A 26,310-nucleotide genomic window follows, 5' to 3' on the forward strand; every position below is an offset into this window, starting at 1 on the left:
GTCCCCTTTATGGCGATTCAAGGGCTTAACTACCCCTTCTCGAAGTAGTTTCCATCATCCATCAACCTTTGTGTTACTCCTTTGGAGTGATTTTGACTCAAGTTGTATGCTGATTTCGCATCTCAGCATGCCAAGGTTTTCCCGCTAGCGCGGTAATTCTCTTTCCCATCCGGGACGCTTGAAACATGTCTTTGCCTGCTCTTTGAGCAGGCTTTTTTTTGCCTGTTATTCAGGCACTTTGCAATCTGCGCATTCGAATGCAGCCCCCGCCGGTTCTCACTCCAGCCATTTATTCTGGCCTGACCAGAGCAAACTCCCTATAATTGCGCCCGACTAAGGTGTTAAGTCATTTTTAACATTTCGCTCTGATACCCAATACTAAAACAAGAAAGGAACCCGGTTCCATGTTAGAAAAACTCTTTAAACTCAAAGAAAATCAGACGACCTTGAAACAGGAAGTGGTTGCAGGGGTCACCACTTTTCTTACCATGGCGTACATTATTTTCGTTAACCCGGGCATGTTGGCCGATGCCGGTATGGACCATGGCGCCGTGTTTGTCGCCACCTGTCTTGCCGCTGCGGTGGGCTGTCTGGTGATGGGGCTTCTGGCCAACTATCCTATTGCGCTCGCGCCCGGCATGGGCCTGAACGCCTTTTTCACCTACACAGTGGTCGGTGAAATGGGTTACAGCTGGGAAACCGCGCTTGGCGCTGTGTTTATGTCCGGCGTGTGCTTCCTGATATTATCGCTGGTTAAAATCCGCGAGTGGGTGGTGAACTCCATCCCCATGTCGCTGCGGATTGGTATCGCCGCCGGTATTGGCCTGTTTTTGGCACTGCTTGGCCTTAAGAATGCTGGCATCGTGGTGTCAAACCCAAACACCCTGGTGAGCATGGGCGATGTGACCGCGTTTCCGGCGCTGATGGCTGCGCTGGGCTTTTTCCTGATTATTGCGCTGGTTAACCGCGGCATGAAGTCGGCGGTGATCGTCAGTATCCTGGCCGTCACCGGCCTTGGGCTGGCGTTTGGCGATGTGCAGTATCAGGGGCTGGTGGCCATGCCGCCATCGATTGCGCCTACCTTTATGAAGATGGATCTGTCGGCGGTGCTGGAAATCAGCATGCTGTCGGTGGTGTTTGCCTTCCTGTTTGTGGATCTGTTTGATACCTCCGGCACCCTGGTGGCAGTGGCCCAGCGCGGCGGTTTCCTCGACGACAAGGGCCGTTTGCCGCGCCTTAAGCGTGCGCTGACTGCCGACAGTGTGGCCACCATTGCCGGTGCCACCCTTGGTACGTCAACCACCACCAGTTATATCGAAAGCACCGCAGGCGTGAGCGCCGGTGGCCGTACCGGTTTGACCGCTGTGGTGGTGGGCTTGTTGTTTTTGGCGGCGCTGTTTATCTCTCCGCTGGCGGGCATGGTGCCTGCGTACGCGACCGCAGGTACGCTGTTTTATGTGGCAATTTTGATGATGTCCGGTCTTGTGCATGTGGAGTGGGAAGACATCACCGAGGCTGCGCCTGTGGTGGTGGTGTGTCTGTTGATGCCGCTGACCTTCTCTATCGCATCGGGTATCGCCTTTGGCTTTATCTCTTATGCCGCCATTAAGCTGCTGAGCGGCCGCTTTCGCGATCTTAATGCCGGCGTGGTTATTCTGGCGCTGCTGTTTATCGCCAAGTTTGCCTACGCCTGATAAGGCTATGTAAGGCCCAGTGGCCAAAACCGCGGGTTGGATTAAGGGTCATACAGCGTATGGCCCTTTTTTTATGGGATTTTTCAACAAGCGTGGTTTTTGTGGCAAATCTTGTGGCTGCGCCTTGTGCGCGGCTGTCAGCCTTGGGTATAACAGGGATTCGGCTTTTTTACATGGATTAAGATGGACGCGAGTGAGCAGGGCTACCGCCGGGTAGTGGTGAAACTGGGTACCAGCGTGCTGACCTCGGGCAGCAAATCGCTGGATAAAGCGCACATGGTGGAGTTGGCGCGCCAGATGGCGGGACTGATGAAGTCCGGCGTGGAAGTGGTATTGGTTACCTCGGGTGCCATTGCCGCCGGCCGTGAACATCTGGGCTACCCGGTATTGCCCGACACCATGGCTCACAAGCAGTTGTTGGCCGCTGTCGGGCAAAGTCAGCTTATTCTCGCCTGGTCACAGCTTTTCAGCATTTACGGGCTTCAGGTCGGGCAGCTGCTGCTGACCCGCGCCGATCTGCACGACCGCGAGCGTTATCTCAACGCGCGCGATACGCTCAATGCACTGTTATCTCAGGGCATTATCCCTATCATCAATGAAAACGATGCCGTGGCGACTGCCGAAATCAAGGTAGGCGACAACGACAACCTGTCGGCCCGCGCGGCGCTCTTGTGTGATGCGGATTTGCTGATGCTGCTGACCGACCAAAAGGGGCTCTTTAACGCCGATCCCCGTAAAGACCCCAATGCCACGCTAATCAGTGAAGTTGAGCATATAGACGACAGCCTGCGCCTCATCGCCGGCGGCTCGGCGTCGGGGCTTGGCACCGGCGGCATGTCCACCAAGCTGGAAGCGGCCGATATTGCCCGCCGCGCCGGCATTGAAGTGGTGATTGCCTCAGGCCATCATCCGGAAGTTATCCGCAAAGTTGCTGCCAAAGAGGCGGTCGGTACCCGCTTTCTCGCCATTGAAAGTCCGCTTGAAAGCCGCAAACAGTGGATCCTTGCCGGCCCGAAGGCCCGTGGCCGTTTGCATCTGGACGCAGGTGCAGTAAAGGCTGTGACCGCCAGTGGCCGCAGTTTGCTGTCAAAGGGCGTAGTCAAGGTCGATGGCGACTTTGGCCGCGGCGACACCATAGAGCTTATCTGTCCGCAGGGGCGGGTGATTGCAAGGGGCATTGCCCGCTATCCGGCATCAGCCATGGCCGCCATTGCCGGCAAACACTCGGACGATATCGAAACTGTGCTCGGTTATGACTATGGCGATGCGCTGGTACACCGCAACGATATGGTGGTGCTGGAGCTTAAAGCCGATGGCGATGCCAGAACCTTAGCCGTTAATGAAGATACAGGAGCGCGCGGATGAGCGATAAACAGCTTTTATTAGAATCACTTGGAAGCGCGGCGAAACAGGCGGGCTTTGCCCTGGCAAACCTTGGCAGCGCCGCCAAAAACCAGTTGCTTGGACGCATTGCCGCGAGTCTTTCGGCCAATAGCGAGGCCATTCTTGCGGCCAATGCCCGGGATGTTGCCGCCGCACGGGCCGCCGGGATCGGCGAAGCCATGATTGACCGGCTGCTCCTTACCCAAAGCCGGCTTGATGGCATTATCGCCGATATCGACAAGGTCATAGGTCTTGCCGACCCGGTGGGGGAGGAGTTCGACAGCCGTCTTTTGGATAACGGCATGCGTCTTATCCGTCGTCGGGTGCCGCTTGGGGTGATTGGGGTGATTTATGAAGCCCGCCCCAATGTCACGGTTGAAATTGCGGTGCTCGCCATCAAGACCGGCAACGCGGTGATCCTTCGCGGCGGCAAAGAGACCCGCGAATCAAACCTTGCCCTTGCTGCGGCAATCCGCAGCGCGTTAACTGCCGAGGGTTTGCCTGCCGACTGTGTGCAGCTGATTGACAATCCGGATCGGGAGCTGGTGAGCGGCCTGTTAAAGCTGGATAAGTACGTTGATATGATAGTGCCCCGCGGCGGTCAGGCGCTGCAGCGGCTTTGCGCCGAGCAGGCAACCATTCCGGTTATTCTGGGTGGCATAGGTATTTGCCATCTGTATCTGGACCAAAGCGCTGACCTTGAGCGCAGCATTCCGGTGATTATCAATGCCAAGGTGCAGCGCCCGACCGTGTGTAATGCGCTGGACACCCTGCTGGTGCACGCCTCCCGTGCTCAGGAATTGCCTGTGATTGCCGCTGCTCTTAAAGCCAAGGGCGTTCGCCTGGTTGCCTGTGGGGCAAGCCTTGCGCTGCTGGGTGCTGCCGGCATCGAGGCTGAGCCAGCCGATGACAACAGCTTTGCCACCGAGTGGCTGTCGCTGACACTGGGCGTTCGTCTGGTGACGGATATAGACCATGCCATTGCTCATATCCGCCGCTTCTCTTCCGGTCACTCGGAGGCCATTCTCACCGAGTCGCTGACCGAGGCGAGCTACTTTATGAATAAGGTGGATTCCTCTGCCGTGTATGTGAATGCCTCGACCCGCTTTACCGATGGCGGCCAGTTTGGCCTTGGTGCCGAGGTGGCGGTGAGCACCCAAAAGTTGCACGCCCGGGGCCCCATGGGCCTTGAAGCCCTGACAACCTACAAGTGGCTTGGCATTGGCGATTACACCTGCCGCAGTTGAGTGACTTGCTGTTGAGCCAGGCGTTGTGACTTGCTGTTGAGTCAAGAGCTGTGATCTGCTGCTAAGCTTAGCTATCTGAATTCTGAATGAGCCCGGCACTGTCCGGGCTTTTTTATTGCGCCAGCAAGGTGTTACAGACCAAAATTGCGGATAAAAAAAGGCAACCCGGGGAAGGTTGCCTGGCGATCCTGTCAGTGGACCAAGGGGACTGCGCTAGAAGTCCCAGGGAGAATGATGAACACGAAAACCCATTTCAATGTTCACTATATTTGAGCCTGACGTGCGGTAAAAAGTTCCGCGAAAATCGCAAAAAATACAGATTATTTTTTAATCCTGCACATTCAGTTGCTTAACGCCAGCTGTTTAACGTCAGTTGCTTAACTTCAGCAAGTCATCAGCTGTCTGGTCTTAGGCACTTAGCGCACGGACTCAGCCAGCAGCTGCTGGATTTGCTGCTCAAGCTTGCGCGGATCTGTCGTGGGGGCGAAGCGCTCGCGCACTTTGCCGTCGCGCCCGACCAGAAACTTGGTGAAGTTCCACTTGATGGACTCGCTGCCCAAAATCCCCGGCGCTGCCTTTTTCAAATGGCTAAACAGCGGATGCGCGTCGTCACCGTTGACGTCAATCTTGGCAAACAGCGGAAAACTCACGCCAAAATTAAGCTGACAGAAGCTCGCGATTTCAGACTCGCTGCCTTGCTCCTGGGCACCAAACTGGTTGCAGGGGAACCCCAGGATCTCAAGCCCTTGATCTTTGTATTGGCGATACAGGGCCTCCAGCGCCTCATACTGCGGGGTAAAACCGCATTTACTGGCGGTGTTGACGATAAGCAGCACCTTGCCCTGATATTGCTGCATTTGGGTCTGTTTACCGCCAATGTAGGTGACGGGAATATCGTAGATTGCGCTCATAAATTGGCTCCGATTAAAAACTCATCGATTGCCATTCTAGAATGACATCTGGTTTTGTGCAATTAGTTTGTGCGCAATTTAATTGCTTGGTTGCCCTGTCGGGGGAATGCCCCTATAGTCAGCCACAAGATGCTTTCAAGGGACACTGCTGTGACAGAAATTTTGCCAGAACAGGAACCTAACTTCGCCCCGCAGAGTGAAGTGGGCCAAGTCGTTTCGCAGCTGACCGGCGCCATCGGCGACGCTCAGGCCGAGATGTTTTCGGAAATCCTTGAAGAGGTCGAACCCGGCACTGTGGCCTTACTGCTCGAAGCATTGCCACTGGATGAACGTTACGAGCGTTGGCAACAAATTGAGTTTGGCGACAGGGTAGAGGTGCTGAGCCTGATGCGCGCCGATCCGCGCATGGGCATTTTGAAGCGCATGCCGGATGACGAAGTCGACCTGCTGTTTGCCCAGTTAAGCCCGGAAGATCTGATTGAGTGGAGTGATTATCTCCCCGAGAGCTTTACCGACCGCGCGCTGGCCCAGATGGGTGAGCGCCAGCGCCAGCACTTTGAACTCTATAACCAATACTCAGACAACGAAATTGGCCGTTACGCCGATCACCAGATGCTGGTGCTGTCGACCAAGGCAACGGTTGGCCAGGCGCAGCGGTTTTTCCGCCGCATTGAGCTTGATTGCAACGATTCGCTGTTTTTGGTGGACGAGCAGGAACACTACCGCGGCGCGGTGAGCCGTTATGAAGTGTTTCGCGCAAGCCCCGAAGCGCCGCTGCTGAGTTTGGTGGAAGAAGACAGCCGTGCCATCAGCGCCGATGCGTCTTTGATGGATGCCGCCGAGCAGCTTGAGCACAGCCGCGAAATCGAATTGCCGGTGGTGGATGAACAGGGCGGTCTGATTGGCCGGGTTACCCTGCGCATGGCCACCGAGCTTGTGCGCGAGCACTATGAATCGCAGCTCATGGCGAGCGCAGGTATGGATGAAACCGACGACCTGTTCGCCCCCATTATTACCGGTGCCCGCCGCCGCGCCGTGTGGCTTGGCATTAACCTGCTGACCGCCTTTCTGGCCTCGGCCACCATTGGTTTGTTTGAGAACGTGCTGGCGCAGGTCGTGGCGCTGGCGGTACTGATGCCGATAGTGGCATCCATGGGCGGCATTGCCGGCAGTCAGTCGCTGACGCTGATGATCCGTGGCATGGCGATGGGACAGATTTCCGCCGGTAACCTCTGGTCTTTGATGAAAAACGAGCTTGGCATTGGAGCTCTGAACGGAGTGCTGTGGGCCATCGTCATTGGCTTGGTGTCGGGCTGGTGGTTCAGCGATGAAATTATCGGTATCGCCATTGGCTGCGCCATTTTGATTAACATGCTGGTGGCGGCGGCATCGGGGGTGATTATCCCTATGGTGCTGCAAAAAATGGATCAGGATCCGGCGCTGTCGGGCTCTGTTATCCTCACCACGGTTACCGATGTGGTGGGCTTTTTCAGCTTCCTTGGGCTTGCGTCTATCCTGTTTCTATGACGATACCAAGCCTGATTATTCGTGAGGCGGCAAACGACACTGAGCGTGAGGCCGCCGCTGCGCTGATTGACCGGCGCGACGATCATCATCATCCCCTCGACCGGACCGAGCTTAAGCGGGCAAGGTTGGTGCTGCTTGCCTTTTACGGCGAGGCACTTGTCGGCACGGCTGCAATCAAATCTCCTGCAATCAAGGCTGCTTCAATCAAGGCCGCTGTAATCAATGCAGATGGCCATGGTGAAAGCAGCGACGTCGCAGAGCTTGGTTATCTGGTGGTGGATAAGGCGTTTCGCCGCCGGGGAATAGGCGCGGCGTTAACCGCTGCGCGGATTGACTGGGCCCGTGCCCAAGGGATCCGCTTATTGTGGGCGACTGTGCGGGATGAGAATCACGCGAGCCGCGACAACCTTGTTAAGGCCGGCTGGCAGTTTTTCGGCAACTACTTAAGCATTCGCGGCACCGGCAACACCATAGGCTGGTACGTGCTTGCGCTGGATTTAAGCCTCAGCGGTGTGGAAATCGCATCGCTGATGGCACCGATTATTGGCGAGCGTGTGGCTATCGGCGGACACGCGCCGCTTTCCAGGCCCTGAACCTGCCCTTAAGTTCAGGATACACAGGCAGCACGGCCGACCAAATCACCACCGCAGTTCCCATCAGGCTTAGCCAGTTTGGCGTCTCGCCCAAAAACCACAGTCCAAACAGGGTTGCAAATACCAATCCCGTGTACTCCGCCGGCGCCAGTTGGCTTGCATCCGCCATACGATAGGCGTTAATCACAAGCCAGGTCATGCCGAGATAAAACAGCGCCAGCGAAAGCCCGACCCCGGTTACTTCCAAGGTCACAGGCGCCGCTTCAATGGCGGCCGCTGGCAGCAAAAACACCATGGCAAAGGCATTGGACCAGAACAGGGTGCTGAACGGATGTTCGGCGCTGGCGTAGCGTTTCAGGATAAGATTATTGCTGGCGCTGATAAGTGCGCCAAAAGCCGCCAGCAGCAGATAGGGATTAAACTCCGTCGGCTGGCTTATCATCACTATGCCGATAAAGCCGACCAGCCCGGCCACAGTGCGCCTATAGCCGATATTTTCCCCAAGAAACAGCGCCGACATCAGTAAGAGTAACAATGGCGACAGGTACAAAATCGCGGTGACCGAGGCGAGCGGCAAATTCATAATCGCAATAAAAAACAAGCCATTGCCGAGGCCAATCAGCAGCGCCCGCACCATGTGCACCTTGTACAGCGGGCTTAATTTGAGATTGCCCTTCAGTTTCCACACAAAGGGCAATACCAAAAGGGTGGCAAACAGTTGGCGGTAGAGCACAAGCTGAAACACTCCAATCTGGCTGTCGAGCAGTTTTATCAGCAGGTTGCCGCTGGCGATAAGCAATTGGGCCAGGAGAATAAACAGCAGCGCGTACATGGGTACATCGGGAGTGTCAGAGGGAGTCAGTCGCTTAAAATAGCATCCAACGACCGGGACGTCTTGTGCAAAATGGTTGAACTTAATTGAAAAAATGCCCTTATGGCAATACAGTTTGGACTTAAGCCCTGAAAAAGGTCGGCCTGAATGGCGATAACCGGTGCCTGCGCCCGCTGCCAGCCGTTAACATAAGGACAGCATTGCTGAGTCTGTATTTACGGCAATCACTGCAGCTTTTTTGCCATTATTTCAACGCCATGATGTCCGCCCTTAACTGCTTTTTATGAGGCGCTTTACTGCTTTTTATGAGGCACTCGGCTTTTGATGCGATGGCCACAAACAGAATAATACCGCCTATGAACCGTACTCTATTACAGCCCCTGATAGCCTTGCTGCTTGTGCTTTGCGGCGCTATGCCCGCCGCTGCGGGGGTGGTGCTGGCTGAGGCTGAGCTTTTTGTGGCCCAGGAAACTGACTCGGCGCCGGCATCCTTTGAACAGATGCACAGCTGGATACAGGAGCGGGACGAGATTGAGCGCATGCCCTTAAGCGGCGGCCGCTTTTGGATGGTTGCGCCCTTTATGGTGAATGAGAGCCGCAGTGAGTGGGTGGTGAATCTGCATAACTCCATCGCCGAGCGGGTCGACTATCTGGTGCTTGGCAGTGATGGCAGCCGCCAGATGTCCAGCGGCGGATACGACGCGCCTTACGACTATCTGTTTGATTACGGTAAAAATGTCACCTTAAGATACGGGGTGGAATACTGGCTGGTGGCGAGGGTTGAATCGCGTTATTTCTCCTCTATTCCCAAGCTTGAAATCAATGGCGTTTCTGAGCACAGGCTGCTGACCGACCGTATAGCCGCTGCGGTGCTGGTTTGCCTGGGCGGGCTGCTGTTTATCGCCGTGTATAACCTGCTTATTTACAGCTCCACCCGCGACCGAGCCTTTTTGTATTATGGCCTTTACGTCATCACCTATCTGCTTGGCTGGGCCTTTACCTTCCATGTGCCGGCGCAGCTTTTTGGCTTTCATCAGCTTGAACTGCATCACCTGTTTTTTATCGGGCTGCCGATTTTCAATATTCTGTTTTACAAACACTTTTTGCAGCTTCCGACCATGTCGCCGCCGCTGTGGCGCGCAAGCCAGATCCTGCTGTGGCTGTGCGTGTTAGCGCTGCCGACAAGCTTTTTGCTGCTGTCGCATACCGCCATTATTGCGTCGGTGCTGATAGGGCTATGGATAGTGCTTGCCATCATCGCGGGTAATGTCTGTTTGATTAAAGGCTTTGCGCCGGCCCGTTATTTTATTATGGCGTTCAGCTGTTTGCTGTTGCCTGCGCTGCTCATTTTGCCCGGTAATCTTGGGCTGACCACGGATGTTTTTGAATTTACCGAGCTTACCACCCTGATTGGCGGCAGCGCCGACGCACTGCTGTTGTCGCTGGCGCTGGCAAGTAAGCTTAAACTGTTGTCCGAGGAGCGTGATGCCCATGCTCAGCAGCTCATTGATGCCTGGGAAAAGGCCCGACTCGACAGCCTGACTCAAATCAGTAACCGCTTTGCCTTTGATGAATTTATGCAGTCGCAGCAGCAGTTTGCTGAGGCGGTGACAAGGCAGAGCGCGCTGCTGCTCCTGGATGTGGATGGCCTGAAACACATCAACGATACCCTGGGCCATCAGGCAGGTGATGAGCTGCTTAAAACCCTGGTGGAATGGATACGCGGCGTTGAGCTTGGCGTGAGCGGGCCTGTGCAGCTCTATCGTATTGGCGGCGATGAATTTGCATTGGTGGTGGAGGCCGCAGCACTTGAAAGTGTGCTCGATAAACTCGCCCAGGCTGGCCAGTATTTGAGTGAGCAAGGCTTTGCCGCCGGGCTCAGTGTGGGCTATGCCCTTAACTCGCAGGTGCAAGCCGCCCACGACTGGCTTAGGGCCGCCGATTCGCGCATGTACCGCAACAAAGCCAGCAGGCGACATGAGCTTGAATCGCACACGGTAACCATTTAACCCTCTTTTTAAAATCGAATTGGACACAGCGCTTTGCTGGCAAAGGCCGTGCGTCAGCAGCGCCGCATCAGTAAAAGCGTTGCATCAGCAAAGCGCTGCATCAATAAATGCACCTGAAATCCATCCGTCGTCTTATCTTACTGTTTTCCGGCGCATTATGATTATCGAGGGAGCGTTTTCGAGAGAGTGCTATCGAGAGAGTACTATCGAGAGAGTGTCATCGACGGAATGCTATCTGCGACGGGCTTCGACGAATCGCATCGACAAATCGCATCGTCAAAATATGGACAAGTGATGAAACGAAAAAGGCAAGCCAGTTGGCTTGCCTTTGACATTTGCTTTGCTGCAGAGCTTATTTTTCTTTAGATCTTACTTAACCTGATCACTGGCGCTATCACCCTTGAGCCTTAACGCCATTTTGTTTGCAGGTACTCAAGTTCAACGTGTTCATCGTTGTTGCGACGCTTGGTATCCCGTCTGCGCTGCTTGACCCGTTTATGCTTCTGCTTGTCTTTGACCTGATCGCTCCATGGCAAATCATCGTCATCAAAATCGTATGAGTGTGACATGACCTTTATCCAATTGAACACTGCGCCCCTCGGCCCAGGATCTTACACCCAATGGCTTTTACCCATCGGCAGTGCCACGCTGGCACAGGATCTTTTTACCCAAAGGCGCAGGCAAGCTAAAGCGAAAAAAATCGTGCTTTTTGGTGAAAATAATTGGATGAGGTGAATTGCGGTGTTGAGGCTTAACCTAAGCTTAAAATACGCCATTTTGCCGCTGTTTTAGTCGAATATTTTGCCGGTGGCGCCTTTTTCGATGACAAAAAAGACGCCACTGCGGATTTAGGGAAACCCTCTGGCCGATTATCTTTTGTGCAATTGCGCCAGGCGTATGTGCAGTTGAGCCGGGCGTATGTGCAATTGGCGCAGGGCACAGGCCTTATTTGCGTTTTAGCCGCGCAGCAAACATCCCGTCGGCATTGGCCTGCTGCGGCCACAGGGTCAGCATGGCGCTAATTTCACCACTGAAAGGATGTGTGGTGGCATCGAGCTCAAAATCCTCGTTGGAGGTCAAAAAGGCTTCTACCACCGCCTCGTTCTCGGCGCGGGCGAGGGAGCAGGTGGCGTATACCAGCAGGCCGCCGCTGCGCACCGCCGCACTGGCGCGGCGTAAAATATCGAGCTGCAGCGCAGGTTTATCCAAAATGGCGCTGGCATCATCAATCCAGCGCATGTCCGGGTTGCGGCGCCAGGTGCCGGTGCAGGAGCAGGGCGCGTCCACCAGTACACCATCAAAATAGTCTGATTTGACCGGCAGCTTGTCACTGCGCCATGGGCTGATGTGAATTGGCGCAAAACCGGCTTTTTCGGCGCGGCGCAGCAGTTCTTCCAGTGCCTTGGGGCGAATGTCGGAGGCGATGAGTTCACCCACGCCGCCTTTTTTTTGCATCAGCGAAAAAAGCTGCAGGCTCTTACCACCGGCGCCGGCGCAGGCATCCCACCAACGCTCGCGAGCCCCGGGAGCTGCCACTTCACCAATGGCCTGGGAAGCCAAATCCTGCACCTCGAGTTTGCCTGAGGTATAGGCCGTTACCGCATCGAGGTTGATGCTTTGGCTGGCAAGCTCAATGGCATCATCAAATACAGCGCTTGGGATGGCGCTGATGTCATCTGCCTGAAGCTCCTTTATCACCTTTTCGCGGCTTGTGCCCTGGGCGCGGGTCCACAAAGGCGGGCGGCGGCAAAGGGCATCGATAAAGGCAAGTCTTTCGGTGTCGGGCAGCTTGATGTGCTCCCATGCCCAGTCCGGCAGGAGATTTGATGGGGCGAATTCATAGGCAAACTGCTGAGTTAACGCCGCGCAAATGTGGTTAAGGCTCTCTGGAGTATCGCCAAAGGCGGGTATTTCCAACTGAGACAGATTGGCCAAAGACAGCCAGCCGCTCTGGATATCCTGCCAGGGGTGATTTTCAATAGCGGCCACCAGGCTTAACTGGGTAAACCAACCTGGGCTTTGTGCCTGACCTAAACCAGAGGAGAAGCTTGCGGAAAAGCCCGGTTCCTTATGAGCATCAGCCCCATCGGTCGCAGGCAGATTTTTCAGCCAGCCCCACCAACGAAACAGGCCAAACAGGGTTTCGCGGATAAGCTTTCGGTCTTTGGAACCGTGCTTTTTATGCTCGCGGAAATAGTTGGCCAGTACCCGGTCGGCGCCTTCGCGCTTGGTCAAAATATGCGAAACCAGTTGATGCAGGGTGTTGGCATAACTGATGGCGCGGCGCTCGGCCGACGAGAGAGGTGCTGGATGTGACATGGGCTTGCCTGCGTAAAAAAACCGGCGCCGATTGTAGCAGATGCGCCGCAAAGGCGCATCTGTGAGGGCTTAAACCACCAAGGCTCGTTTCTTAGCGGGTGACCATCTTGGCGATGTCTTTGGCGCGCTCTTCGGCGGATTTCTCGCTTGGCGGCGGCACAGCCAGACCCTTGGCCACGGCCGGGCGGGCGGCGATGCGCGCAAGCCAGTTTTGCAGCGCATCCAAGCCGCTTATATCGATACCACTCCACTCATGAATTCGCACCCAGGGGAAGGTGGCGATATCGGCGATGCTGTATTCGTCTCCGGCAAGGTAAGCATGCTTTTCAAGCTGGGTATTCATCACCTCAAACAGGCGCCGTCCTTCCTTTTGATAGCGCTCAATGGCGGCCGGGATTTTCTCCGGGAAGTAGCGATAAAACACGTTTGCCTGACCCATCATGGGGCCTACGCCGCCCATCTGGAACATCAGCCACTGGATAACCTGCGAGCGTGCCTTGGGCTCGGATGGCAGCAACTTGCCGGTTTTCTCAGCCAGATACAGCAAGATGGCGCCCGATTCGAATACTGCAAAGTTATCGTTCTCGGTATCCACAATCGCCGGAATGCGGCCATTGGGGTTGATGGCGAGAAACTCAGGCTTCTTTTGCTCAAGGGTCATAAGATCAAGGCCATGCACCCGATACTCAAGTCCAAGCTCTTCAAGGGCTATGGAAATTTTATGGCCGTTTGGGGTCGCGGCGGTATAAAGCTCAATCATGGTGTTGTTCCTTATGCAGCAAGCAATTTGGCGATGGCGGGACGCGCGGCGATGGATGCATGCCAGCGACGGATGTTGGGCATGGCGTCGGTCAGTTCAAGTTCGAGGCGCGGCAAAAAGCCAATCAGCACAAAACCTGTGATATCGGCGATGCTGAAGCGGTCGATGGCCACAAAATCACGGCCTTCCAGCCGTGCTTCCAGGGTTGGCAGAAACTCAATCAGTCGCTCACGGGATTCTGCGCCCCAGGCCTCGACAAAGCGCTCGCGGTCTTTGAAAAAGCCGGTGAGATTACGAAACGCCTGAAAGGCCACCATCAGGCCATTGAGCTCCAACACCCGGTTCCACATTTCCACCTGTGCCAGTTCCAGTGGCGTATTACCAAATAGGCTCTGCTCACTCGGATTAAGGGCATCGAAATAGCGGCAAATGGCCACGGATTCACAGATATGGCTACCATCATCCAGCTCCAGCAGTGGGATGCGGCCATTGACGCTTTTACTTTTAAATTCAGGGGTCAGGTTGTCGCCGGCGCGCAAATCCAGCTGCTGCCGTGGTACATCAATACCCAGTTCGGCAAGAAAAATACCCACACGGCGGGCGCTGGGAGTGGCGGCAAGTTCGAGGATTTTCATGAGGTCTCTCTTTTTCGGAACGATCAGTTAGGATAGAATCTACTCATATCTGAACGAGCGGTCAACAATTAGATCTTCTGTCTGGATCGTCTGGTCTGGAACTTCAGTGTAGAGCGTCAGTTCATATTCACTTTCGAAGAGAGTTTGCCTGATGGCGAGAAACTGCAATTTTTGCAAAGAAGAAAAGCTTGAGCAGGCGATGAACCTGTTCTGGCAAAAAGGCTACGAGGGCACCTCGGTGGCCGATTTGGTCGAGCATCTGGGCATCAACCGCTTCAGCCTTTACAACAGCTTTGGCGACAAACTGACCCTTTATCGGGATGCACTGCGCCGCTATCTCTATACCCGTGGCCTTACGGGCCTTGCCGCCCTTGAAGCCGATAACGCCGGCATGGAGGCGCTGCAGACGCTGGTGGAAGAATTTGCCGCCAAGCAAAAAGATCAACGTTTTGGCTGCTTTATGCAAAACGCGCTGCTGGAGCGCTGCGTTGAGGATGAGGAAGTCAAACGCCTCGGCGATGAGCTGTTTGCGCGGCTGAATCAGGCGTTTTTCAAGGTGATTGCGCGGTATCAGCCACCGGAGCGAGCCAGCGCCCTTGCGGCCTTTTTGGTGATGCAGCTGCAGGGCATCCGGGTGCTCGGTAAATCAGGCCAGCTTGAACTGCTTGATGCGGCAATGGTGGTCCTGAGAGGCGAAATCCAGCGCTGGAAAACGCCTGCCTGATCTTATTACTAGCAGCAGTTTTTCAGTAATCCAGCTCCAGCGCGAAGCATAAATAGCGCATCAGTTGCTGGCAGTGTGCAAACTCGGCCGCAAGCCTTGCTGCGAAGTCTGGCTGAATCACCTCATCCTTTGTTAAGGCTTTGACGGCGATAAAGTCTTTGCGTTTCAGCTCATCAATTAACGGATGGCCTTTATCAAAGCCGCGGGGCGGCCGCGACAGGCTGTCACCGTCCATCATAAAACCGCCGTCAGTCAAAGCCTTAAGTGCTTTTTGATACGCGGCGGGGTTTTCATCGATACAGCTTCTGATGGTGTTGAGTGCCTTGGGCTCGGGGTGCCAGATCCCGGCGCCCAAAAAGCAGCCGTCGTTGGCAATATGCAGATACAGCCCCGGCGCATGCACATCTTTGCCCTGAAAATGGCGAAACTGAATGCCGACATTGGTTTTGTAAGGGCGCTTGTCGTGGCCAAAGCGGGTATCGCGCTGGGGCCGCATCAGGCTGCCACCCACTTTTTTGGCAACGGCAGTTAGGCGCGGTGACAGAGCCACTATGCCGGGGGCGGCGGCTTCGATAAGCCTGAGCGCCGGTGTGCGCACCTTGTCTTCGTAGCTTGCCTGATTGGCCTTGAACCAATCGCGCTCGTTATTGGCTTCAAGCGCAGTGAGAAACTCGAAAGTGGCGGGGCTGAACATGATTTACTCCATAAACCGGGCTCGCTTTTTGGGACAGATCACTGACGGCGAGTAAGGTTTTTGCTAGAATCCGTGGTTTTGGTAAAAGTGACAGATCAAGATGACCGATGCAATCAGCCGTGCCTGCGGCAAATGTGAACTCTGCAGCGCAGAGACCGAGCTTTCCCTGTTTGAAGTGCCAGCCAGCGGCGATCGCACTGACAACGATATCGCCCTGTGCGGTACCTGTCAGGCGCAAATCACCGATACCGCGACTTTGGATGTGAATCACTGGCGCTGCCTGAACGAAAGCATGTGGAGCACAGTGCCTGCGGTGCAGGTGATGGCCGCCCGTATGCTCAAAGAGCTTTCCAGCGAGACCTGGGCGCAGGATCTGCTGGATATGATGTATCTGGATGAAGACACCCAGGCCTGGGTTAACGCTGCCAATGCCGAAGCGGCGCTGGATGCCGACGCAGCCCCTACGCTTGACAGCAACGGCGCTCAGCTCGCTGCCGGTGATACCGTGGTTATCATCAAAGATCTTAACGTAAAAGGCACTAGCTTTGTGGCCAAGCGCGGCACCGCGGTGCGTAACATCGGCCTGACCAGCAACCCTGAGCATATCGAAGGCCGGGTAAACGGTACCCGCATCGTTATCTTAAGCTGCTACGTGAAGAAGTCGTAAGCTTGAAACCGAGTGATAAAGCCGCAGCTGCGGCTTTTTCTTTTTGGAAGAAGAATACCGTTTTTATCGTGATTCATTCTGTTTACAATCAATAAGATAATTATATTTCTGCCGCACAGCAGCTTGGTGGTATAGCGCCCTTGGCGTTATAGTTAATGCAGGCGGTTTATCTGGAGGTATCGCATGAAAAAGACGCAGCGGGGTTTTACCCTGATTGAACTGGTGGTGGTGATTATTATCCTTGGCATTCTTGCCGTGACCGCCGCGCCCAAGTTTATCAATCTTAGCAGCGATGCCTATAAAGCCCAGCTTAAGGGCGCCGAAGCGGCGATGAAAGGGGCGGTGACCCTGTTTAAATCGGCCTCTGAAATCCGCAGTGCCGGCACTAACCGCGTGGTATATGAAGGCATTCGCGGTGAGCTTGGTCAGCCTTGGGCGGCCAGCAGCAATGGCACTTCACCAAGCGCTGCTTACACCAACCCGCCGGAGATTTTCAAAGCCGCCAGCATGGATGTTAACGACTGGCGTTATCGTATTTTCGCCACCGGTACCTATCAGGTGGTGGCCGCGCCCGCCGGAAAGCTTGATGTCGCCCAGCCGTCGCAGGCGCAGGTGCAGGCGACCAACTGTTATATCCATTACATCTGGCAGTCCAGCGGTACGCCGTCCATCACTGTGGTGGATTCCGGCTGCTGACATCAGGCCGCGTCATCCCGTTGAAAGCGCTGTGAAGGCGGCGCTTCCCTTCATGCCTGTCTGAGTTACAATGGCCAAAATTGCATAAAGGATGTGCAGATGGCCAGAAAACGCGAACCCTTTGAATTTGGTGGTGTATCGGTTGCCGCCGGGACCCTTGTCCCGGTGTCGCTGCCGGTGGCACGGCTTTATAACGACACGCCGGTGGATTTGCAGGTGGAAGTGTTTCACGGCAATAAGCCCGGGCCTGTGCTGCTGGTGCTTGCCGCCATCCACGGCGATGAGCTGAACGGCATCGAAGTATGCAGGCGGCTTAAAAGCCGCATCAATCCCAAGGCGCTCTGTGGCACAGTGCTGATGGTGCCTGTAGTCAATGTGTTTGGTTTTATTCAAAAATCCCGCTATTTGCCCGACAGGCGTGACCTTAACCGCTGCTTCCCGGGCTCTGACAAGGGCGCGCTGGCAAGCCGGCTTGCGCATCTGGTCAGCCGGGAGCTCGTGTCCCGCGCGACCCACATTGTGGATTTGCACACCGGTGCTATTCATCGCGACAACTTACCCCAAATCCGCTGCAACACCGACGATGAGGTGCTGATGGGCATGGCACGCGCCTTTGGTGCGCCGCTGATTATGCACAGCGATGCCAAGTCAACCTCGCTACGCGGTTTTGCCGCCAAGGCCGGTGTGCCGTGCATTTTGTATGAAGCCGGTGAAGCGCTGCGATTTTCCGAGGCGGCCATTCGCACCGGCCTTAAGGGCTGCATCAATGTGCTGCGTCATCTTGGGATGCAAAAGGGCAGGCTGTCGAAGGGCGGCTCCGATGTGGCATCCCGTCGCAGCTACTGGATCCGCTCTGAAGCCGATGGTCTGGTGCTGCAAAAAATCAAGCTTGGCCAGCGGGTGAAAAAAGGCAATATTCTTGCGTACCTGGCAAGTCCACACAGCAGCGATACCCTGCCTATTCGCGCCCCCAGTGACGGCATAGTTATCGGCATTACCAATATTCCGGTGACCAACGAAGGCGAGGGGCTGTATCACATCGCCCAATACGCCGATGACGACCTTGAAATCGTCAACGAACAACTCGATGAATTTTTAATGGAATACGCGTAAGGAACCTTTGATGAAAGCGGTATTTTTGGCCGGAAAGGCCATCAGTCCTTCCAAAGTGGTGTGTATTGGCCGCAACTATGCTGACCATGCCAAAGAGCTTGGCAACGAGCTGCCTGAGGAGCCGGTGGTGTTTGTCAAACCTGCCAGTGCCATCGGCAATGTGCTGCATGCCGAGCATGGCGAGCCGCTGCACTATGAGGCCGAAATCTGTTTTATGGTGGCGTCCGGCAAGCTGATTGCGGCGACTGTGGGGCTCGATTTAACCAAGCGCGCCAGCCAGGCGCGGCTGAAGGCTAAGGGGCTGCCGTGGGAGCGGGCCAAGGCTTTTGATGGCTCAGCGCTTTTTGGTGAGTTTGTGCCCTGCAATGGCAGCGACGGCCTTGAGCTCAGATTGACCCTCGATGGCGCTGTATTGCAGCAGGGCCATACCGGGCAGATGCTGTTTTCGCCCGAGTCATTGCTTGAGGAAGTATCAAGCTTTATGAGCTGGGAAGATGGCGACATCATGATGACAGGTACCCCGGCCGGTGTCGGGCCGCTGCAGGTGGGGGGCCACTACCATGCAGAGCTTTTGCGCCACGGTGAGCTTCTGACCAGCGTGAGCTGGCAGGCGCGCTGAGACCCGATGCTGTGCTCATCAAGCGATAAGCCCAAGCAAAAGAGCAGGCCAAAAGGCTGGTAAAATGGGGCAAGTAAAAGGGCGACCCGTGGGTCGCCCTTAAAATTTGACCTCAAACGGTCAAAGGTCAGCATTACTGTTGCTGATGGTGGGCGCGGAAATATTCCCAGGCATTCACAACCTGGCCGTCTTTCAGGTGGCAGTAGCCCACTTCGCCGCTCGCTTCCTGCACCACTTTGTGCTCGCCGCCAATTTTGACGCAGTATTCGGCGGCCGGGTTGGCCATGCCTATTACGTCTTTGGCTTCGCCAGCCAGCTTGTCGGCAGCGGCTGTTGCATGGCCACGATAAAGGGCCATCGCATCTTCCACTTTGCCATCGGGCAGGTGACATTCGCCGCGCTTGCCAGCCGCTTCTTCAACAATCTTGTACTCGCCGCCGAGTTTGACGCAGTAATCGGCGCCAGGGTTGGCAAGGCCTGTGGTGGCTTCCTGAAGCTTGCCTTCGGCCGCTTCAACGACCTTGGCGGCTTCCTGTTTTACTTCCTGAGCGGCGTCGGCTTTTGGCTCAGTCTTGGCGGGCGCTGCGTTATCGGAGCAACCAACGAGACTCAGGCCCAGCACCAGACCGGACAGCAATACCAATGCAGAATTTTTCATAACACCTCCTGTGACAGGGAGCATCCCTGTGAGTTTTGCCAAGTTTTGGGGCATGTTTTGAACGTTCGCCCACAACTAAAGTAAACCAACATAAAGTGAACCACCCTAAAGTGAGCCACAATAGAGTGGCTCAGAATAAAGTCGCCCAGAATAAACTGACCCCAGCATAAGAGCTCACGATGGATAATACCATAGACCTACTGACTGATTGCGTTAGTGTTTCTGTGGCGATCACAAATGTTTGGCAGGCGATTTCGCAATGTTGGCGAGCGTGGTATTGTGGCGCGATCTACACCCAAGAGGTAAATATGATGAACAAATTTCGTCCGCTGCTGGCGGCAGCGCTGTCGGCCGTGGTGATAACCGCATTGCCGGGCTGCCAAACTCCGCCGCCGCCCAAAAAGGCGGTCACTGCGCCGGTGCAGGATGCCGTGATGTGGCAACTGTTCACCCTCAACACCAAGGCGCCCTTTGTGCTGAATGTGCCGGACACCAAGGTGCGCAGCAAGCTGAGCGAATTTGTTGAGCTTGGCGGCCACTCTTATGTGAAAGGCCAGTTTGAAGACGGCCCGGTGCGCGGCGAGGTGCTGCTGCGCTACAAAGATCTGCAGCCGCTGAATGCCAGTTTCCGTGGTCTTAAACTCTTGATTGCGCCTTTTATGGTGGCCAATCAGGGCTCAGGCAGCTTTTGGTATCTGGGGCTCTATGGCCTGAACGAAGAGAAGCGTGCCATCGGCCATCTGGATTCGATTTTCATCGGTGACCGAGTCGATATCCGCAGCTTTTCGCCATCGGATCACGCCATGTTGCCGGTGCTGGTCAACGGCGAAGTGCTGGTGCACGCGCCGGGACAGCCGATGGCAGAGCCGCCACGGCTGATGGAAATCCGCCGGTATGAAATCAGCTGGGATGGCAAAATCCTGAGCCTCGATTGAGCCTTGCATCAATCGAGGCTCAGTCTGAGTTAAGTCAGAACTGAGCCAGAGCTAAGCTTGCCGCAGCGGCTTATTCCAGCTCCAGCTCGATGTCGGTGCAGCCTTTTGGGCAGCGGATATGACCAAGCAGATGCGGCTCGTTGGCGGCAGGCAGGCTGGCAGACAAGGGCTTGCCGCACTTGTCGCAGGGAATGGTTTTACCGGCAAATAACTCTTTGATGAGCCGTTTTTGCGCATTGAATGAGTGGCTGCTGTTTTTGTTGATAAGGCTGAAATCGGCCATGGTGTGTTGCCCATAATTACGCGGTTGCGGCCAATTATACCCATGGGCGGGTGTTTGTGTGCGTGAAAACTGCATTTTGCTGAAAAGGTGGGCAAGGTGCCCGGAAACTGTGCACAATGCAAGCGGTTCACAGCTGGCGCTTTTCACAGGAAGAAATAGCATGAAAATGAGATTGAAATTCAGGGATATAACACCCGTAGTGGCCGCATTTGGCACCTTGCCTTCGGTATTAATCGGCGCACTGCTTTCTGTATTGATTGGCACAATCTCTGTCGCATCAGCTGCTGATGATGCCAAAGCGTCACAGGTCAGCCCGGAAACGGTAGAACAATCGGCCGCAGCGACAACCGTGCCCGCCCAAGCTTCAACTCTTAACGGCAGCTGGACCCTGGTGTCCGGCCGCTATCTTGATGGCGAAGGCCAGTGGGTGGATTATCAAAGCCTGGGGCTCAGTGCCATCAAGGTGATTTCCGCCGGTCACTTCAGCTTTACCACAGTTAAAACCGTGAAAGGCAAGCGGGAATTCTGGGCTGCCGGCAGTGGTAAATACCGCCTTGATGGCAAGCGCTATACCGAGTTTCCGACACTCAATTCGTTTGACGTGCCCGAGGGGCAGGGGTTTGAATTCGAATTTGAGCTTATCGGCAACGAGTGGCACACCCGCCGGGTTGAAGAGGGCGTGCTGAAAGAAGAAGAGGTCTGGCGCCGCCTCGACTGACGGCTCTAAGTTCTTATTTAGGTTCTTCTTTAAGTTCTTCTTTCAAAGAAGGCCGTTAGCTTCTCCTTGTCATCACAGCAGCCGAAAACACCTCCCTTGGCATCGCCTTGCCCCGTCCTGCTTTACAGTCTTGATGCGCCTCCCTACACTGGCATCCTTGCTGTTTGGGGGAACGCATCATGTCCGCAGGGGCCTGGCTTAAATTACTCTTGCTGTCCGCTATCTGGGGCGCATCTTTTCTGTTTATCCGCATTGGCGTGGTGGAGCTTGGCCCGGCGTGGCTGATGTTCCTTCGGGTCACCTTTGGCGCGCTGTTTTTGCTTGGCGGCGCCTTTTATCTGAAAAAAGTCCTGAACGGCAGTGCGCCGCTGAAGCACTTTTTGATTTTGGGCGGTATGAATACCGCGCTGCCGTTTTTACTCTATGGCTTTGCCGCCACCGAGCTTGGCGCGTCTCTGATGTCGGTGCTTAACGCCACTGCGCCCTTGTGGAGTGCGCTTTTGCTTGCCATCTGGCATCGCACCATGCCAAAAGGAGCGGCGTTGCTTGGACTGATCACCGGCTTTTGCGGCGTGCTGCTGCTTGCCGGGGTTGAGAGTCTGTCCCTTGATGTTAACGGGCGACTGGCGTTTGCCGCCGGGCTTGGCGCCGCCGTGTGTTATGCCATTGCGAGTATTTACACCAAGGCGGCCAAAGTAGGTGAGCCCTACAACAACGCCCATGGCAGCATGTGGGCGGCCAGCATGTGGCTGCTGCCGGTAGTGCTGTTAAGCCCGATGCCGGCGGCCATGCCATCCGTGGGCACCCTCGCGGCTGTGGTGACTTTAGGGGTACTGTGCAGCGGCGTGGCCTATCTGCTTTATTTCCGGCTGGTGGATGAGGTGGGCGCGACCTCGGCGCTCACTGTCACCTTTTTAATCCCTGTGTTTGGTATTTTATGGGGAGTGCTGTTTCTTCATGAGCACATCGGCTGGCACACCCTGCTTGGCACAGCCATCATTCTGCTTGGTACGGCCATCAGCACCGGCAGCCTCAGCATGGCTCGCCTCGGCGGCATAAGCCGCGGCGTGTTTAAAAAGGGGAGCGGGGCATGACCAGCGGGGATCACGAAGAAGCCATTTTTAAGGATGCTATTTTTAAAGATGGCATAGTTGAAGCTGGCATAGTGGAAGCTGCAATTGTGGAAGGTGCAATTGTGGAAGATGAGTCGGCGGACTTTGCCGAGGCCATCAAGGCGCAGATAGCCGCCTTTAATGCTGAGCATTGGGATGCCAGCAAACGCCGGCCCCTCGGGCTTAAGTCAGTGGATGCCGATGGCAGGCTGCTTGGCGGCATAAGCGGACGCACCTTTGGCAACTGGTGCATGATTGATTATTTGTGGGTCGATGAGAGCTGCCGTGGCAAGGGGCTTGGCAAGGCCTTACTGGCCGAGGCCGAAGCGCTGGCAAAGTCACGGGGCTGCAAAGCGCTGCTGCTCGACACACTGGATTTTCAGGCGCCCGCTTTTTACCTTGGCCGAGGATATGTCGAGGTGTGGTGTCAGCAGGATTATCCCTTTGATGGCGGCAAACGCCTGTATCTGGTTAAGGCGCTGTAGGCTGTTACACGCCGCAAAAAAGCCGCCTCATGGGCGGCTTTTACATTAATGCATTGTATTATCAGTATTTTGCTTCAAACGTCAGCCACACCTTATCGGTATCGCTGCTGAAGGCGTAGCCTGCGTCGGCGCCGCTGAAGCTTGCGTACTTGGCTTCGACGCTGTAGTGCTTGGCAAACGGATAGCTCAGGCTCACACCCCATTCATCGCCCATGTCGATATTGTCCACATCGGACTCGAACTGGTGGTATACCGCCAGCCACTTGAAGTCACCAAGGCCGCCGCCCACTGAGGCGTACAGATCCTGTATGCCCTTGTTCCAGTTACCGGCGCCGCCAAACAGGAACTTATCGGTCCAGCCCTGGAACGCATGCAGGGTGGCGAGTGGGGTGATAAAGCCGGCGTTGCCATTGTCTGAGCCAAGCACTTCGTAACCCAGTTTGAAGTTAACACCGCTGAAGCCCACCGAGGCCTCGGCCAGTTGGTAATCGGCATCGTAAGCGAGCGTATTGTTGCCGCCATCACTTTGCTTGGCGTATTCCAGCGCATAGGCCAGTTTCACGGCACCCACATCCCCTTTACCGGCAAGGCGTACGCCGTAGGTGTCGGTAGAGAAGTTTGGTTTGTCATCGTTATCAATCAGATAAGCGTAGGTTGAAATATCCGCCCAGCCATTGGCCTTGTAGTTGAGGTTCAGCAGGTGGGTGTCGTTCTTATGATCGGCATTGCCCGAGGCTTCGCTGAAAATGCGATTGACGTTGTTTACATAGGCGTAATAGGCGGTGAGATTGGCAATGGCTTTATTTTCCAGCGAGAAGGCATCGTAGGTCTGCTCGTTCTGACGGAACCCCACACCACCGACAAAGCGCTGATTGTCTAAAATAATGCGCTGGCGACCGTACTTGGCGACCGTGTCTGCCGGCGCTTTAAAGCCGATAAAGGCCTGATTGATTTCGGTATATTCGTAATCGGCAATCCAGGGCTCCTCGTCGGTAGAGCGCACATCGTCCACTTCGGCAACAGCAAAGAAGTTGGACAGGTCACCGGTCTGATAGGTCAGGCGGGTGCGCAGAGAGGTCAAATCCTGGGTGTCTGACAACTGATCCACCTGCTCGAAGCGGGCGCGGAATTGCACGTTAACCTTGGCATCTTCCACCAGGGCTTTGCTGACCGGGTCGGCAACGGCAACATTTGACAGACTGAGCAGGGCGGCGGATACGGCGAGTGCGGCAGTGGTGACTTTCATTCTCTCATCCTCGGGACTGGTTGTTATCGTTCGGGAGTTCCTTTGGACGGCATGTTATGGGCATGTCAGCTGGCGGCTTTTTGATCTGGCACAAGTTTTACACCAAGTCGGGGTTTGTTAGGCTAAAGTGTGAATTGGATCAATGGGTTATACCTATATTGGCGTACCTCCAAGTGGGTATTTTCAGGTCGCTGCGCCCATTGGTGTGCCCAACGACCTGCGTTATTCCACTGCGTATTATCTCTTCAGCATTATCACTCAGGTATCACAGCCAAGGCATCATAGCTCAGGTGTCACAGCGCCTTGGTCATAAACAGGCTGTAGGGATCGGCCTGATACTGGCCAAAGGGCGGGCAGGGCTCAAAACCGTGGGAGAGATAGAGCCGCTGGGCCGGTAAAAAGTAATCGGCGGTGCCGGTTTCAAGGTAGAGCCGCTGAAAGCCAAGGCGGCGACTCTCGCTTTCAAGATGCATCAACATCGCATGGCCAAAACCGCGGCCACGCAGCGCTTTACTGGCGCGCATCGACTTGATTTCGCCGCTGTGCAAATCCACCTGTTTTACCGCGCCGCAGGCGGCGAGGGTGTCGTCCTGCCACAGGGTGTAAAAGCGGATGTCCCGGTGTTTTAGCTTGGCAAGGTCGAGGGCGTGCACACTCTCGGCCGGCGAGTTGGCGTGCATGTCCTTAAGGTGCTCCAGCAGCAGGGATTTCACCGCCGGGTGGCTTAAATCATCCAGTTGTATCTTCATCCTCATAACTCCTTAAAACGGGGACGTTTGATTGGTTTCACAGGCCGTATTGGCTACACAGCAAAGGCTGTGCCTATATTCAACTGATTGAATTAGATGGATTTAGATGCAAACTCTCCTGCGCGCATGCACCTTTATGGGGCAGTGCGCTGTGAGACGGGGCAAGCCTGGCCCTGATTTCACCACTTCTGAGGGTCATATCTGACTCAAATTACGCTTTTTGCCTGTTGTTGCCCGTTGGGATAATTTTTCTGCATCTTGTAGCCCTTGGAGAACATCATGAACAGACGCATTTTTGTGCTGCGCCACGGCGAAACCTATTTCAATGTTGAGCAGAAACTGCAGGGCCATTGCAACTCGCCCCTGACCCCAAGAGGGCGGGCACAGGCCGAGGCCATGGGCAAGGCACTTGCCGGGCTTATCGACCTTAAACATCTGGTGCTGTTTGCCAGCCCCCTTGGCCGCGCGCTGCAAACCGCCGAGATTGTGTGCGCCGAACTTGGCATAGTTGCCAGCCGCATTATTCGCGATGAGCGCCTGATGGAGTTTAATCTTGGACTGTGGGAGCAGCGCACCGTGCCTGCGCTTAAAAGTCAGCACCCCGAGCTTTTGGATGCGCGGGACTGGTATCTGCATGCCCCGGAGGGCGAGTCTTTCGGCGAGGTGCGCTCGCGCCTTGAGTCCTGGTTGAATGAGTTGCCGCCAGAGGGCGATATTCTGGTAGTCAGCCATGCCCTGACCGGCGCCGTGCTTCGCGGTATGCTGCAGCAGTTTAACTACGACGACACCTGGCAGCAGGATTTGCCCCAGGATGCCTTCTATTGGTTTGAAGAGGGCGCTGTGCACCGGGTCGATTGCAGCGGCGCGCTGGCTGCCAGCTGAATCGCTGTGCTGGACTGACAAGCTGAATCGCCGAGCTAAAGCGACAAGCTCGTTCGATAATCTGAGGTAAGCGAAATGTTTATGCTTTGATTCTTCTTTGTAAATTACTGTTTCTTATCGCTAAGTTATCGTACTTGTTCATCTCGCGTTAAGGTTTTGACCACCAGTATGGGCACGAAACAGCGGCTCTGTTACCCGGGCCGACTGAAAGATGACAAGACATAAGCAGAAATAAGGCACAGGAGAATTCCATGACAGTAACACGTACTCAGCTTACCTCTTCCATGTTGCTCGCCGCGCTGCTTGGCGCCGCTCCCTTCGCCGCCTCCGCCGTCGACATGGGCATTGAACTGAACGACGATCGCGCCTCGGTTGCTGTGGCCGGTAACATTACCCAGAGCGCCAAACTCGAAGGCGAATACCTGTATGTGGATGGTGACAACCACCTGCTGCAGGGCGCCTTGCTGTTCAGTCACAACTCAGGCCCGCACCAGTTTGAATTTGGCCCCATGGCCTCACGCCTGTGGATGGATAACAGTCCCGACGGCACCATGTTGTCCCTCGGCGGCAAATATCAGGTCGCCATCGGCAACGGCTTATCGGTAAAAGCTTCTGCCTTCGTCAGCCCCTCGGTGCTGAGCTTCTCCGGCGTCGATGGCCACTATCAGTGGAGCACAGCCCTAGGCTACGACCTCAACCCGAACCTCGGTTTTGAAGTCGGCTACCGCCAAATCCATATCCAGTATGACGACCATCGCGACCGCGATCTGGAAGACGGCTTTTACCTCGGTGCCAACTTCCGCTTTTAATGCGTGATAT

Annotated in this window: 29 protein-coding genes; 18 read left to right on the top strand and 11 right to left on the bottom strand. The window is 55.3% G+C overall.

Features of this window, described 5'->3' with window-relative positions:
- Positions 1–404: 404 nt before the first annotated feature.
- The 3 genes from KJI95_RS09245 to KJI95_RS09255 all read left to right on the top strand — a co-directional run bounded on the left by KJI95_RS09245 (position 405) and on the right by KJI95_RS09255 (position 4,324).
- Positions 405–1,694, top strand: coding sequence for an NCS2 family permease (locus KJI95_RS09245; RefSeq protein ID WP_214506908.1), 1,290 nt, complete (start codon positions 405–407; stop codon positions 1,692–1,694).
- Positions 1,695–1,877: 183 nt separating this feature from the next.
- The gene (gene proB, locus KJI95_RS09250; RefSeq protein WP_214506909.1) at positions 1,878–3,059 is read left to right on the top strand and encodes a glutamate 5-kinase; all 1,182 of its coding nucleotides are present in this window, start codon (positions 1,878–1,880) and stop codon (positions 3,057–3,059) included.
- Positions 3,056–4,324 carry a glutamate-5-semialdehyde dehydrogenase gene (locus KJI95_RS09255; protein ID WP_214506910.1) on the top strand — a complete coding sequence of 423 codons (1,269 nt, stop codon included), beginning with the start codon at positions 3,056–3,058 and terminating at the stop codon, positions 4,322–4,324. The genes proB and KJI95_RS09255 overlap by 4 nt, the downstream gene beginning before the upstream one ends.
- A gap of 416 nt (positions 4,325–4,740) precedes the next feature.
- On the opposite strand, the gene KJI95_RS09260 is transcribed toward KJI95_RS09255, so the two are convergent.
- Positions 4,741–5,235, bottom strand: coding sequence for a glutathione peroxidase (locus KJI95_RS09260; protein WP_214506911.1), 495 nt, complete (start codon positions 5,233–5,235; stop codon positions 4,741–4,743).
- 129 nt (positions 5,236–5,364) lie between these two features.
- Between KJI95_RS09260 and KJI95_RS09265 the strand changes: the two genes are divergently transcribed.
- Positions 5,365–6,762, top strand: coding sequence for a magnesium transporter (locus tag KJI95_RS09265; protein WP_214506912.1), 1,398 nt, complete (start codon positions 5,365–5,367; stop codon positions 6,760–6,762).
- Positions 6,759–7,355: a GNAT family N-acetyltransferase gene (locus KJI95_RS09270; RefSeq protein ID WP_214506913.1), complete on the top strand. Its 597-nt coding sequence runs from the start codon at positions 6,759–6,761 to the stop codon at positions 7,353–7,355. The genes KJI95_RS09265 and KJI95_RS09270 overlap by 4 nt, the downstream gene beginning before the upstream one ends.
- On the opposite strand, the gene KJI95_RS09275 is transcribed toward KJI95_RS09270, so the two are convergent.
- On the bottom strand, positions 7,321–8,187 hold the full coding sequence (locus tag KJI95_RS09275; protein WP_214506914.1) for a DMT family transporter: 867 nt from the start codon (positions 8,185–8,187) through the stop codon (positions 7,321–7,323). The genes KJI95_RS09270 and KJI95_RS09275 overlap by 35 nt on opposite strands.
- 356 nt (positions 8,188–8,543) lie before the next feature.
- On the opposite strand from KJI95_RS09275, the gene KJI95_RS09280 reads away from it, so the two are divergent.
- Positions 8,544–10,196, top strand: coding sequence for a GGDEF domain-containing protein (locus KJI95_RS09280; RefSeq protein ID WP_250885742.1), 1,653 nt, complete (start codon positions 8,544–8,546; stop codon positions 10,194–10,196).
- A gap of 407 nt (positions 10,197–10,603) precedes the next feature.
- On the opposite strand, the gene KJI95_RS09285 is transcribed toward KJI95_RS09280, so the two are convergent.
- Positions 10,604–10,765, bottom strand: coding sequence for a small highly charged protein (locus tag KJI95_RS09285; RefSeq protein ID WP_214506916.1), 162 nt, complete (start codon positions 10,763–10,765; stop codon positions 10,604–10,606).
- Between KJI95_RS09285 and KJI95_RS09290 the strand changes: the two genes are divergently transcribed.
- Complete coding sequence (locus tag KJI95_RS09290) at positions 10,764–10,931, top strand: hypothetical protein (RefSeq protein WP_214506917.1); 168 nt, start codon at positions 10,764–10,766, stop codon at positions 10,929–10,931. The genes KJI95_RS09285 and KJI95_RS09290 overlap by 2 nt on opposite strands.
- 210 nt (positions 10,932–11,141) lie before the next feature.
- Here the strand turns inward: KJI95_RS09290 and KJI95_RS09295 are convergent, their stop codons facing one another.
- The 3 genes from KJI95_RS09295 to KJI95_RS09305 form a co-directional block, all read right to left on the bottom strand.
- Positions 11,142–12,515 carry an RsmB/NOP family class I SAM-dependent RNA methyltransferase gene (locus KJI95_RS09295; RefSeq protein ID WP_214506918.1) on the bottom strand — a complete coding sequence of 458 codons (1,374 nt, stop codon included), beginning with the start codon at positions 12,513–12,515 and terminating at the stop codon, positions 11,142–11,144.
- Positions 12,516–12,606: 91 nt separating this feature from the next.
- Positions 12,607–13,275 (bottom strand): glutathione S-transferase family protein, encoded by a 669-nt coding sequence (locus KJI95_RS09300; protein WP_214506919.1) that lies wholly within the window; start codon positions 13,273–13,275, stop codon positions 12,607–12,609.
- Positions 13,276–13,286: 11 nt separating this feature from the next.
- Positions 13,287–13,910 (bottom strand): glutathione S-transferase family protein, encoded by a 624-nt coding sequence (locus KJI95_RS09305; RefSeq protein ID WP_214506920.1) that lies wholly within the window; start codon positions 13,908–13,910, stop codon positions 13,287–13,289.
- A gap of 151 nt (positions 13,911–14,061) precedes the next feature.
- On the opposite strand from KJI95_RS09305, the gene KJI95_RS09310 reads away from it, so the two are divergent.
- Positions 14,062–14,634: a TetR/AcrR family transcriptional regulator gene (locus KJI95_RS09310; protein ID WP_214506921.1), complete on the top strand. Its 573-nt coding sequence runs from the start codon at positions 14,062–14,064 to the stop codon at positions 14,632–14,634.
- Positions 14,635–14,656: 22 nt separating this feature from the next.
- Here KJI95_RS09310 and KJI95_RS09315 read toward each other — a convergent pair whose 3' ends face one another.
- Complete coding sequence (locus KJI95_RS09315; protein WP_214506922.1) at positions 14,657–15,328, bottom strand: DUF2461 domain-containing protein; 672 nt, start codon at positions 15,326–15,328, stop codon at positions 14,657–14,659.
- 100 nt (positions 15,329–15,428) lie between these two features.
- Here KJI95_RS09315 and KJI95_RS09320 point away from each other — a divergent pair, with 100 nt between their 5' ends.
- From KJI95_RS09320 to KJI95_RS09335, 4 genes are all read left to right on the top strand, one after another.
- Positions 15,429–15,995, top strand: coding sequence for a PhnA domain-containing protein (locus tag KJI95_RS09320; RefSeq protein WP_250885743.1), 567 nt, complete (start codon positions 15,429–15,431; stop codon positions 15,993–15,995).
- Between the two features lie 183 nt (positions 15,996–16,178).
- A complete protein-coding gene (locus KJI95_RS09325; protein WP_214506923.1) occupies positions 16,179–16,691 on the top strand; it encodes a type II secretion system protein in 513 nt (170 codons plus the stop codon).
- A 99-nt stretch (positions 16,692–16,790) separates the two neighbouring features.
- Positions 16,791–17,804, top strand: a complete 1,014-nt coding sequence (locus tag KJI95_RS09330) for a succinylglutamate desuccinylase/aspartoacylase family protein (RefSeq protein ID WP_214506924.1) — start codon at positions 16,791–16,793, stop codon at positions 17,802–17,804.
- Between the two features lie 10 nt (positions 17,805–17,814).
- Positions 17,815–18,423, top strand: coding sequence for a fumarylacetoacetate hydrolase family protein (locus tag KJI95_RS09335; RefSeq protein WP_214506925.1), 609 nt, complete (start codon positions 17,815–17,817; stop codon positions 18,421–18,423).
- Positions 18,424–18,556: 133 nt separating this feature from the next.
- Here KJI95_RS09335 and KJI95_RS09340 read toward each other — a convergent pair whose 3' ends face one another.
- A complete protein-coding gene (locus tag KJI95_RS09340) occupies positions 18,557–19,081 on the bottom strand; it encodes a putative hemolysin (protein WP_214506926.1) in 525 nt (174 codons plus the stop codon).
- Between the two features lie 308 nt (positions 19,082–19,389).
- Here KJI95_RS09340 and KJI95_RS09345 point away from each other — a divergent pair, with 308 nt between their 5' ends.
- Positions 19,390–20,016 (top strand): hypothetical protein, encoded by a 627-nt coding sequence (locus KJI95_RS09345; protein WP_214506927.1) that lies wholly within the window; start codon positions 19,390–19,392, stop codon positions 20,014–20,016.
- A gap of 70 nt (positions 20,017–20,086) precedes the next feature.
- Here KJI95_RS09345 and KJI95_RS09350 read toward each other — a convergent pair whose 3' ends face one another.
- Positions 20,087–20,299, bottom strand: coding sequence for a hypothetical protein (locus KJI95_RS09350; protein ID WP_214506928.1), 213 nt, complete (start codon positions 20,297–20,299; stop codon positions 20,087–20,089).
- 160 nt (positions 20,300–20,459) lie between these two features.
- On the opposite strand from KJI95_RS09350, the gene KJI95_RS09355 reads away from it, so the two are divergent.
- From KJI95_RS09355 to KJI95_RS09365, 3 genes are all read left to right on the top strand, one after another.
- The gene (locus KJI95_RS09355) at positions 20,460–21,017 is read left to right on the top strand and encodes a hypothetical protein (RefSeq protein WP_214506929.1); all 558 of its coding nucleotides are present in this window, start codon (positions 20,460–20,462) and stop codon (positions 21,015–21,017) included.
- A 179-nt stretch (positions 21,018–21,196) separates the two neighbouring features.
- Positions 21,197–22,111, top strand: a complete 915-nt coding sequence (locus KJI95_RS09360; protein WP_214506930.1) for a DMT family transporter — start codon at positions 21,197–21,199, stop codon at positions 22,109–22,111.
- An 86-nt stretch (positions 22,112–22,197) separates the two neighbouring features.
- Complete coding sequence (locus tag KJI95_RS09365) at positions 22,198–22,614, top strand: GNAT family N-acetyltransferase (RefSeq protein WP_214506931.1); 417 nt, start codon at positions 22,198–22,200, stop codon at positions 22,612–22,614.
- A 61-nt stretch (positions 22,615–22,675) separates the two neighbouring features.
- Here KJI95_RS09365 and KJI95_RS09370 read toward each other — a convergent pair whose 3' ends face one another.
- On the bottom strand, positions 22,676–23,860 hold the full coding sequence (locus KJI95_RS09370; RefSeq protein WP_214506932.1) for an alginate export family protein: 1,185 nt from the start codon (positions 23,858–23,860) through the stop codon (positions 22,676–22,678).
- Between the two features lie 293 nt (positions 23,861–24,153).
- Positions 24,154–24,609: a GNAT family N-acetyltransferase gene (locus tag KJI95_RS09375; protein WP_214506933.1), complete on the bottom strand. Its 456-nt coding sequence runs from the start codon at positions 24,607–24,609 to the stop codon at positions 24,154–24,156.
- Positions 24,610–24,888: 279 nt separating this feature from the next.
- On the opposite strand from KJI95_RS09375, the gene KJI95_RS09380 reads away from it, so the two are divergent.
- Positions 24,889–25,491, top strand: a complete 603-nt coding sequence (locus KJI95_RS09380) for a histidine phosphatase family protein (RefSeq protein ID WP_214506934.1) — start codon at positions 24,889–24,891, stop codon at positions 25,489–25,491.
- A 251-nt stretch (positions 25,492–25,742) separates the two neighbouring features.
- Complete coding sequence (locus KJI95_RS09385) at positions 25,743–26,300, top strand: YfaZ family outer membrane protein (RefSeq protein WP_214506935.1); 558 nt, start codon at positions 25,743–25,745, stop codon at positions 26,298–26,300.
- Positions 26,301–26,310: the final 10 nt, after the last annotated feature.

Source organism: Shewanella jiangmenensis (assembly GCF_018596335.1).
Lineage (GTDB): Bacteria > Pseudomonadota > Gammaproteobacteria > Enterobacterales > Shewanellaceae > Shewanella > Shewanella jiangmenensis.